Origin of the sequence: Nocardia asiatica NBRC 100129, assembly GCF_000308415.1 — a bacterium.
GTDB lineage: Bacteria > Actinomycetota > Actinomycetes > Mycobacteriales > Mycobacteriaceae > Nocardia > Nocardia asiatica.
The window spans coordinates 1-9,242 of the sequence record NZ_BAFS01000230.1 but is presented as its reverse complement, the minus strand read 5'-3'; the positions used below and the strand labels follow the sequence as shown (position 1 = coordinate 9,242).

13 protein-coding genes are annotated in these 9,242 nt (G+C 69.6%); 4 read left to right on the top strand and 9 right to left on the bottom strand.

Going from position 1 to position 9,242, the window contains the following annotated elements:
• From tatB to sigE, 4 genes are all read right to left on the bottom strand, one after another.
• Positions 1 to 197: Sec-independent protein translocase protein TatB (tatB, locus tag ON27_RS22555; RefSeq protein WP_043731343.1), on the bottom strand; the 197-nt coding region annotated here is incomplete at its 3' end.
• 33 nt (positions 198 to 230) lie between these two features.
• Positions 231 to 1,769, bottom strand: coding sequence for a S1C family serine protease (locus tag ON27_RS22550; RefSeq protein ID WP_043731338.1), 1,539 nt, complete (start codon positions 1,767 to 1,769; stop codon positions 231 to 233).
• A 10-nt stretch (positions 1,770 to 1,779) separates the two neighbouring features.
• On the bottom strand, positions 1,780 to 2,175 hold the full coding sequence (locus ON27_RS22545) for a hypothetical protein (protein WP_043731336.1): 396 nt from the start codon (positions 2,173 to 2,175) through the stop codon (positions 1,780 to 1,782).
• Between the two features lie 61 nt (positions 2,176 to 2,236).
• Complete coding sequence (gene sigE, locus ON27_RS22540; RefSeq protein WP_245560055.1) at positions 2,237 to 2,896, bottom strand: RNA polymerase sigma factor SigE; 660 nt, start codon at positions 2,894 to 2,896, stop codon at positions 2,237 to 2,239.
• Between the two features lie 288 nt (positions 2,897 to 3,184).
• On the opposite strand from sigE, the gene ON27_RS22535 reads away from it, so the two are divergent.
• From ON27_RS22535 to ON27_RS22525, 3 genes are all read left to right on the top strand, one after another.
• Positions 3,185 to 3,817, top strand: coding sequence for an O-methyltransferase (locus tag ON27_RS22535; protein ID WP_372478679.1), 633 nt, complete (start codon positions 3,185 to 3,187; stop codon positions 3,815 to 3,817).
• Positions 3,818 to 3,901: 84 nt separating this feature from the next.
• On the top strand, positions 3,902 to 4,135 hold the full coding sequence (locus ON27_RS22530) for a hypothetical protein (protein ID WP_157227281.1): 234 nt from the start codon (positions 3,902 to 3,904) through the stop codon (positions 4,133 to 4,135).
• A gap of 201 nt (positions 4,136 to 4,336) precedes the next feature.
• Positions 4,337 to 4,564, top strand: a complete 228-nt coding sequence (locus ON27_RS22525; protein WP_043731331.1) for a hypothetical protein — start codon at positions 4,337 to 4,339, stop codon at positions 4,562 to 4,564.
• Positions 4,565 to 4,579: 15 nt separating this feature from the next.
• Here the strand turns inward: ON27_RS22525 and glgC are convergent, their stop codons facing one another.
• The gene (gene glgC, locus ON27_RS22520; RefSeq protein ID WP_043731327.1) at positions 4,580 to 5,794 is read right to left on the bottom strand and encodes a glucose-1-phosphate adenylyltransferase; all 1,215 of its coding nucleotides are present in this window, start codon (positions 5,792 to 5,794) and stop codon (positions 4,580 to 4,582) included.
• Between the two features lie 125 nt (positions 5,795 to 5,919).
• On the opposite strand from glgC, the gene glgA reads away from it, so the two are divergent.
• Positions 5,920 to 7,086, top strand: a complete 1,167-nt coding sequence (glgA, locus tag ON27_RS22515; protein ID WP_043731348.1) for a glycogen synthase — start codon at positions 5,920 to 5,922, stop codon at positions 7,084 to 7,086.
• Positions 7,087 to 7,096: 10 nt separating this feature from the next.
• Here glgA and ON27_RS22510 read toward each other — a convergent pair whose 3' ends face one another.
• From ON27_RS22510 to ON27_RS22500, 4 genes are all read right to left on the bottom strand, one after another.
• Positions 7,097 to 7,927: a putative RNA methyltransferase gene (locus ON27_RS22510; RefSeq protein WP_043731346.1), complete on the bottom strand. Its 831-nt coding sequence runs from the start codon at positions 7,925 to 7,927 to the stop codon at positions 7,097 to 7,099.
• Between the two features lie 45 nt (positions 7,928 to 7,972).
• On the bottom strand, positions 7,973 to 8,140 hold the full coding sequence (locus tag ON27_RS41445) for a DUF3117 domain-containing protein (protein WP_011211259.1): 168 nt from the start codon (positions 8,138 to 8,140) through the stop codon (positions 7,973 to 7,975).
• A gap of 141 nt (positions 8,141 to 8,281) precedes the next feature.
• Positions 8,282 to 8,875, bottom strand: coding sequence for a DNA-3-methyladenine glycosylase I (locus tag ON27_RS22505; RefSeq protein WP_043731324.1), 594 nt, complete (start codon positions 8,873 to 8,875; stop codon positions 8,282 to 8,284).
• Positions 8,872 to 9,192: a DivIVA domain-containing protein gene (locus ON27_RS22500; protein WP_043731319.1), complete on the bottom strand. Its 321-nt coding sequence runs from the start codon at positions 9,190 to 9,192 to the stop codon at positions 8,872 to 8,874. The genes ON27_RS22505 and ON27_RS22500 overlap by 4 nt, the downstream gene beginning before the upstream one ends.
• Positions 9,193 to 9,242 lie beyond the last annotated feature (50 nt).

The window sequence follows — 9,242 nt, the reverse complement described above, 5'->3', positions numbered from 1 at the left end:
AGCGGCTTGCGCAGATCGTCGAATTCCGGCCCGAGTTCCTGCCGCAACTGGGAGGTGGCGCCACTCGCGTAGTCACGCACCTGCCGCAAGCTGCGCGTGGTCCAGCGCACGGCACCGGGCAAGCGCTCCGGGCCGAGGATCACGAGGGCGGCGACGAGCAGGATGACCATCTCGCTCCAGCCGATGTTGCTGAACACGTAACCAGGCTACCCGGCGATCCGACCAGCGGTTCAGTCGGATTCCAGCGTCACAGGCACGTCCACCTGCCTGCCATCGCGGATCAACTGCACGTTCACCGTTTCCCCGATCTCGCGTGACTGCACCGCGACGACCAGCTCGTCGGGATTGGTGACCTCGCGATCGCCGACCTTCACGATCACGTCGCCCTCCACGATCCCGGCCCGCGCCGCGGGGCCGCCCGCCACGACGTCCGCCACGGCCGCGCCGCTCATCACCTCGTTGGCCACCTGCTTGGTGCGCGCGCTCAGGCCGATGGTCGGATGGTGCATGACGCCGTCGCGGATCAGGGTCTGGGCCACCTCGGTCATCTTGTCCACCGGGATGGCGAAGCCGAGGCCGACCGAGCCGCCGGTCTCGCTGCGGATGGCGGTGTTGATGCCGACGACCCGGCCCTCCATGTCCACCAGCGCGCCGCCGGAGTTACCCGGGTTGATCGAGGCGTCGGTCTGCACGGCGTCGATCACGGCCTTCGTGTCGCTGCCCTCGCCCTCCAGCTTCACCGGGCGGTGCAGAGCGCTGACGATGCCGGAAGTGACCGTCTTGCTCAGGCCGAGCGGCGAACCGATGGCCAGCACGTCGTCACCGACTTGGACGTCGCCGGACTTGCCGAGCTGGGCGACGGTGAGATTCTTCACATCGACCTTCAGCACGGCCAGGTCGGTCTTCGGATCACGGCCGACGATCTGGGCGGGGACGCGGGTGCCGTCGGAGAACTGTACCTGGATCGTGGCCCGGTTGCTCTTGTCCTGGGCGGCCATCGAGATGACGTGGTTGTTGGTGACCACGTAGCCGCCGCCGTCGATCACCACGCCGGAGCCGGTGGCGCCGTTGTCGCCGACGGTCACCCGGATGGAGACCACCGAGGGCAGCACCGCGTTGGCCACCTGCGCGATCAGGCCGTGCGGGCGATCGGCGTCACCGGTCTGTTCGAGGGTCACCTTGCGGGAGGTGAGCGTCGAGGCGGTCTCCGCGGTCAGCCGTCCGACCAGTCCGCCGAGCAGGCCGATGACGAGCGCGACGAGCGCGAGCACGGCCAGCGCCTTGGGCGCGACCCGGGAGCCGAACAGCACTTCGCGCGCGCTGAGCTTCTCGGCCTGCGGCAGCGACTGCGGTTCGGGGGTGGGCACCGCGGGGGCGCCCAGACGCGCGGGGGCCTCCGGGTCACGCCAGGGATCGGCCGGACCGGCGACGGCGGCGGGGCCCGCGGCGGCGTCGGGATCGCGCTGCAACAGTTCGGTGGAGCCCTCCGGGCGGCCGAACGCCTCGGCCAGCACCGCGTCGGGCGGGCGGTTGTGCAGTTCGGGGCCGGATTGCGGCGCCGAACCCGCCTTGCGCAACGGCAGCGGCTCGGCGAACGAACCGGACAGGCCCGAGGGCCTGCGGAAGGCGCGCGCGGTGTGCGTGTCGACATGGGGCCGGTAGACCGGGCGCGGGCCGAGCACGGGTGCGTCCGGCGGACGGAGATTCCCGCGGTTGGCCGCCGAATCCGAGGTGTCGGCCGATCCGGAATTCGTCGATTCGGTGGTCACTCGGAAAACTCTACTTGCGCCACCACGTTGTCCACCGGGTCGCGGTGAAGGAATCGGTCAGAAACCCGAAAACCGCCTCGTTGCGCGGGGACTGACCGGCCGGCGAGGACGCCGTCTGCCCGCTGGAGGCGCCGCCCGGGAGTTCCGCGAGCGGGATCCTGGTCAGGCTGTCGTGCAGGCCGGTCGGGATCGCCACCTGCCCGGCGTGCCGCAACGCGATGCGCGCCTGTTGCTGGGCATCGACCTCCGCCGCGCACTCCGGACACAGCGAGAGGTGCTGAGCGGCCCGCAGGTAGGCGTTCATCCGCAGCTCACCGTCGACGTACGCCGCGACCGCCTCACTCGCCAGATGCTCGGTGGGGCGAAAACGGGGCGGACGACCGGACGTGCTGGAGTCGCCACTCATTCGGTGCTCACCCTTTCAACCGACATCGACCGACGTTCGGGCGATGCCGGTGTCCGACGAATCACCCTGTGTTCGCGTCAGCGGCGAACCGCTGCTCACTTCCATTATGCGCAAGGTAGTCGCGCAGGGCCTGACGTCCACGGTGGATCCGACTGCGCACAGTGCCCAGTTTCACGCCGAGCGTAGCGCCGATCTCCTCGTAGGACAGCCCCTCGATGTCACACAGCACCACCGCGGCGCGGAACTCCGGCGCGAGCGAATCCAGGGCCGTTTGCAGGTCGGGATCCAGCCGGGCGTCGTGGTATGCCTGCTCCGGGCCGGGGCCCTCGGCGGGCACCCGGTCGTAGTCCTCGGGCAGCGCTTCCATCCTGATCCGGTTCCGGCGGCGGACCATGTCCAGGAACAGGTTGGTGGTGATGCGGTGCAACCAGCCCTCGAAGGTGCCCGGTTGGTAGTTCGACAGCGAACGGAACACCCGGATGAACGTCTCCTGGGTGAGATCCTCCGCGTCCTGTGCGTCGCCGGATAGCCGGTAGGCCAAGCGGTAGACCCGGTCCGCGTGCTCGCGGACGAGTTCGTCCCACGTCGGCATCGCCGACCGGTCACCGGTGGCATCGAAGGCAGCAGTCCCGGTCAGCTCGGCCGCCTCCGCGGCGGAGTCGGCTTCGACCGGCAGGATCTGCTCGGGCAGGGTGGCGTATTCGCGCGCCGCATCGACCATGTGGATGGGGCTACCTCCTACTAGGGACCGCAAACGTCGGGGACTCGCTCCGGGCCGGGTCTACGGACCGTCACGTACGGATACAACCGACAACCGGTATGTCGTTGTTCCCGCGTCCCGTGTTGAAACACGGTCGGTGGTCTTGCGTTGCCCATACTCTTTCTGGTCTCGATATGGCCGGGTTATGGAGACCCTGAGGGACACCTGAGAAAACCGGCGGCGGAAATGGGAGGCGGCGCGTGTTGTCCGGAACGCCGAGATCACCCGCCCGGCGTTAGCCTCATACCCGTGGCATCGAATCTGGAGCGGAATCTCGCCTACGTGGAGGAATCCGTCGTAGAGGACGAAATCCTCGTCGGCGCGCGGGAACGGGCCACCGAACTCGGCGCGGTCCCGGTACCGCCCTCGGTGGGCGCGCTGCTGAGCATGTACGCGCAGTTGCTCGGCGCGCGGGCGGTGGTCGAGGTCGGCACCGGCGCGGGCATCAGCGGACTGTGGCTGCTCGACGGCATGCGCGAGGACGGCACGCTGACCACCATCGATTCGGAGCCGGAACACCAGCGCGCGGCCAAGGAGGCGTTCCGCGCCGCCGACATCCCGCCGGCCCGCACGCGGCTGATCAACGGGCGCGCGCTCGACGTGCTGCCCCGGCTGGCCGACGGCGCCTACGATCTGGTCTTCATCGACGCGGCGCCGCTGGAGCACCCGGAGTACGTCGCCCAAGCGGTGCGTCTGCTGCGTGACGGCGGCGCCATTCTGCTGCACAACGCGCTGCTCGGCGGGCGGGTGCCCGATCCGGCGCAACGCGACCCGGCCACCCAGGCGGTGCGCGCCGCGACTCGCGCGATCGCGGAGAATCCGGAACTCACCTGTGTGCTGATTCCGGTCGGCGACGGATTGCTCTGTGCCTCACGAGGTTAGTTCGCGCCGCAGCCGCGCCGCGGCGTGATTTCTCCCCCGAATCGGGGGTATGCGCTGAGAAACAACTCAGTGAGGAAAACTGTTATGCGTGAACTAACTCCCATCGAGATGGCGGCCATGGGGGAGGTCGTGACGGAACGCCGAACGAGCTGGTTGCGGCCCACGATGCTGGCGCTGCTGCTGGTGATTCTCGGAGCCGTGCTGGTGATGGTGGTGGTCAGCAACACCGATTTCGACACCGGCCCCGAGAAAGCCCCTCCGCCACCGGGATCCTGTGAGCCTTTCTGCACCCAGAACGTCGCTCCGCCGGCCCAGTAGTCCCCGCCGTCGCGGCCGCCGTCGGTGGTGGCCTGTCCGGCGGAATATGCCCGCCGCCGGAGTTTTTCCGAAAATCCCTGCCGTCGCTTCGCGAAAAACGCGCCGCGCCCCGATTGTTCGGCGCACACCGCAATGAAAAACCGATGATCGCCGATACTGGTGAGGTCATGCTCCGACCGGGTGCGGAAGAGGTGCGGTGTGATGATGATGATGTTCCTCTGGGACGAAGACGAACGTCGTCCCAAGCCGATCCACTGGGGGCGGACCATGGTGGCTTTCGCCGCCGTGCTGCTGTTCGCCTTGCTGGCGGTCTATCTGGTGAGCACCGCCGATTTCGGTGAGGCCTCGAGATCCACCGTGCCGCGCACGCCGGGCCCCTGCGCGCCGTTCTGCATCGGTCCGTCCGCACCGGAGCCGGGCGCGCCGTGACCGCTCGCCGCGCGGTTACACCCAGACGCCTTTGCCCACCGTGACGACACCGCCGTTGCTCACGGCGAAGCGGCTGCGGTCGCGCGCCAGGTCCACCCCGATGATCTCGCCCTCGCCGACGACCACGTTCTTGTCCAGGATGGCGTGCCGCACCACCGCGCCGCGACCGATCCGCACGCCCGGCATGAGCACGCAGCCTTCGACGGTGGCGCCGTCGTCCACCACGACGTTGGCGCTGAGCACCGAGTTGCGCACGGTAGCGGCGGACAGGATGCTGCCCGCGCCCACGATGCACTCCTGCGCCAGCCCGCCTTGGGCGAATTTGGCCGGGGGCAGGTTCTCGGCGGCTCCGCGGATGGGCCAGTGGCGGTTGTACAGGTTGAACACCGGGTGCACCGACACCAGATCCATGTGCGCGTCGTAGAACGCGTCGATGGTTCCGACATCGCGCCAGTAGCCGCGGTCGCGGTCGGTGGCGCCGGGCACCTCGTTGTCGGCGAAGTCGTAGACGCTCGCCTGGCCCGCCGCGACCAGGGACGGGATGATGTCGCCGCCCATGTCGTGGTCGGAGTCGGCGTTGTCCGCGTCCGCCCGGATCGAGTCCACCAGGACCTTGGTGGTGAAGACGTAGTTGCCCATGGACGCGAACGTGACGTTCGGGTCGTCCGGTGTGCCGGGCGGATGGGCGGGCTTCTCCAGGAACTGGGTGATGCGGCCGGAGTCGTCGCTGTCGATGCAGCCGAACGCGCTCGCCTCGCTGCGGGGCACCCGGATACCGGCCACGGTGACGCCGGCGCCGGAATCGATGTGGTGGCGCACCATCTGCTCCGGGTCCATGCGGTACACGTGATCGGCGCCGAAAACCACGATGTAGTCGGGGTCCTCGTCGTAGATCAGGTTCAGCGACTGCATGATCGCGTCCGCGCTGCCGGTGTACCAGCGCGGTCCCAGCCGCTGCTGGGCGGGCACCGGCGTGATGTACTCGCCCGCGAAACCGGACAGTCGCCAGGTCTGCGAGATATGCCGGTCCAGCGAGTGCGACTTGTACTGGGTGAGCACGCACAGGCGCAGGAAACCCGCGTTGACCAGATTGCTGAGCACGAAGTCGATCAGACGGTAGGCGCCGCCGAACGGGACGGCTGGCTTGGCGCGGTCGGCCGTGAGCGGAAAGAGTCGCTTGCCCTCGCCACCGGCGAGCACGATCCCGAGTACGTGCGGCTGGCTCCTCACACCTGCCAAACTACCGGGTGGAGCGCCTGTGAGTGGCCGCCGCGGACCCGAACGTCTACTTTGAACCGGTGAGCTTCGGCACGGATGGCGGACCTTCGGCGGTGGATTCCACCGAGCGGGACCGGCTGAGCGTCGCGATGCTGACCCGTGAGTACCCGCCCGAGGTGTACGGCGGCGCGGGAGTGCACGTCACGCAGCTGACGGCGCATTTGCGTCACCTGTGCGAGGTGACCGTGCACTGCATGGGCGTGGATCGCGCGGATGCCGTGGTGCATCAACCGGATCCGTCGCTCTACGCCGCCAACGCCGCGCTGCAGATGATGTCCGCCCAGCTGCGGATGGCCGCCGCCGTGGGCGAGGTGGACGTGGTGCACTCGCACACCTGGTACAGCGGCCTGGCCGGTCATCTGGCCGCGACTCTCTACGGCGTGCCGCACGTGCTGACCGCGCATTCGCTGGAGCCGCGCAGGCCGTGGAAGGCCGAGCAACTCGGCGGCGGTTACCGGCTGTCGTCCTGGTCGGAGCGCAACGCCGTGGAACACGCCGACGCCGTCATCGCGGTGAGCGAGGGCATGCGCCGTGACGTGCTCGACGCCTATCCGGCGGTGGACCCGGACCGGGTCCACGTGGTGCACAACGGCATCGACGGGACCATCTGGCATCCGGGGACGGCGGCCGAGGGCGAGCCGTCGGTGCTCGCCGAACTCGGCGTGCGAACCGACCTCCCGATCGTCGCCTTCGTCGGCCGCATCACGCGGCAGAAGGGCGTGGGGCACCTGCTGGCCGCCGCCCGCGGCTTCGACCCCGACATCCAGCTCGTGCTGTGCGCGGGCGCGCCGGACACGCCGGAGCTGGCCCAGGAGGTCACCGCTGCGGTCCAAGACCTGCGGCAGCGGCGCGGCAACGTGTTCTGGGTGCGCGAGATGCTGCCCACCGAGCGGATCCGGCAGATCCTCGCCGCCGCCTCGGTGTTCGTGTGCCCGTCGGTGTACGAGCCGCTCGGCATCGTCAACCTGGAGGCGATGGCCTGCGCGACCGCGGTGGTCGCCTCCGACGTGGGCGGCATCCCCGAGGTGGTCGACAGCCGCAACGGACGGCTGGTGCACTACGACGCGGGCACCGCCGAGGACTACGAGCGGGCGCTGGCCGCCGCGGTGAACGAAGTCGCGGGCGACCCGGCGCTGGCCGCTCGCCTCGGCGCCGCGGGCCGCGAGCGCGCGATCTCCGAGTTCGACTGGTCGCGGATCGCGGCACGCACGGTCGCGGTCTACGACGAGATCAGGAAAGCCTGAACCGGCGCGCTCAGGCCGCCGGGCGGTAGGCGCCGACCACGACCGACGCGGTCACCTCGACGGTGTCCGGCAGTCGCGCGAGGCGTTCGGCCCCGGCGGCGGCGTGGTGCGCGGAGGGCCCCATGCCGACCACGTGCGCGACGTCGGCTCTGGCGAGCGTCATCGGGTACTCGACCAGCGTCTGGTCCACCGGCTCGAAATGCCCGGACATCGCGGCGTCGAGCCTGCGGTCCTTGTCCGGATCCACCCGCACCATGTCCAGCGGCTCGATCAGCTCGCCGAGGTGGCGTTCGGTGGGGGTGGCGACGACGAAGCGCCCGTCGTCGGCGAGGACCCTGGCGATCTCACCGGGGTTGCGTGGAGCGAAGACGGAGAGCACGCCACCGAGCGCGCCGTCGCGGATCGGCAACCCGCGCCACGCGTCGGCCAGCACCGCCGCGGCGCGCGGGTGAGCGCGGGCGCAGCGGCGGACGGCGGGCTTGGCCACGTCCAGTCCGATGCCCACGGCCGGGGGAGCGGCGTCCAGCGCGCGGGCGAGGTAGTAGCCGGTGCCCGCGCCGATCTCCAGCACCGCGCCGTCGGCTCGGCGCGCCGTGACGGCTCGCGTCACGGCGTCGGCGATCGGCGCGAAGTGGCCCCCGCTCTGGAAGGCGGCACGAGCGTCGAGCATGGCCGCGGTGTCGCCGGTCATCTTGGTCGACGCGCCGGTGAGCAAGCTGACGTAGCCCTGTCTGGCCACGTCGAAACTGTGCCCGCGGCCGCAGCGCAATGCTCGATCGCGCGGTTCGAGCGCCAACGGCGCGGCGTCCTGGCGCGCCCGGAGACATTCCGGGCAGGCCAGGACGCCGGCCGCGACGGCGAGGGCCGAGTGCTCAGCCGGGGCCACTCAGCTCGTGACGCTCTTCAGTTCGTCCCCGAGCGCCGCTGCCTCGTCCGGTGTGAGTTCGACGACCAGACGCCCGCCACCCTCGAGTGGAACCCGCATGACGATTCCACGCCCTTCTTTGGTTGCCTCGAGGGGACCGTCCCCGGTGCGGGGCTTCATGGCCGCCATCCTCTGCTCCCTCCAGATCTGCGCGGTCTGCTGCGCACTTTCTTGGAACTCCAGTTGTCACCAACCAGTGAGCTCGCCGGCGTTTGGCGAGCTACACCCGTCCCATTCTTCCCTATCGCGGATGTGGACGGATAGCTGAGTTCAAAAAGTGACCGGTCGGCCCGTGCCGGACCGGTCGCTGCCCACCCAGCAATCGGCCACGTGGTCATCGACCATTCCGGTCGCCTGCATCAGGGCGTACGCCGTGGTCGGTCCGACGAAACGGAACCCGCGCCGTTTCAATTCTTTTGCCAGGGCGACGGATTCGGGCGTGGTCGCGGGCACGTCGGCGCCGGTGCGCGGGCGCGGGCGCGGCGGCGGTGCGAACGACCAGAGCAACTCGTCCAAGCCGACGTCGAGGTCCCGGGCAACCCGGGCGTTGGCGATCGCCGCGTCGATCTTGCTCCGGTTGCGGACGATGCCCGCGTCGGCCATCAGCCGGGCGACGTCGTCGGCGCCGAAATCCGCGACCCGCTCGATCGAGAACCCGGCGAACGCCGTGCGGAAGGCCGGGCGTTTCCGCAGAATGGTCAGCCAGGACAAGCCGGATTGAAAGGCCTCCAGGCACAGCCGTTCGAACAAGGCGTCGTCGCCGTGCAGCGGCTTGCCCCACTCGTTGTCGTGATAGTCCCGGTACAGCTGGGTTTCCAGCGGCCAGGCGCAGCGGACCAGGCCGTCATCGGCGAGGGCGGTCATTTCGACTCCGGCGCGATCGGTGTCTGCCACCGTGCCGCCTGTGCCTCGGCCAGTTGGTGCTGGAGCTCATCGATCCGCGCGGCCAGTCTGGCCAGCGCCCAGTCCACCTCTCCGGCCTTGTATCCGCGCACCACCTGCTGAAACCGCAACGCGCGCACGTCCGCCCCGGTGATCCCTTCCACCGGCAGCACCGTGGCCGTCGTCCCCTCCGGCAGCGGACCGAGCTCCTCGGACCGCCCGAACACCGCACTGGCCAGCAGGAACAGCACCGCGGCGACCAAGCCGACGATCAGCACGTACAGCAGCATCGTGAGCATAGGACGAGTCTATTTGTAGCGGTTGTGCCGCCATGACGGGCAAGCCCGTT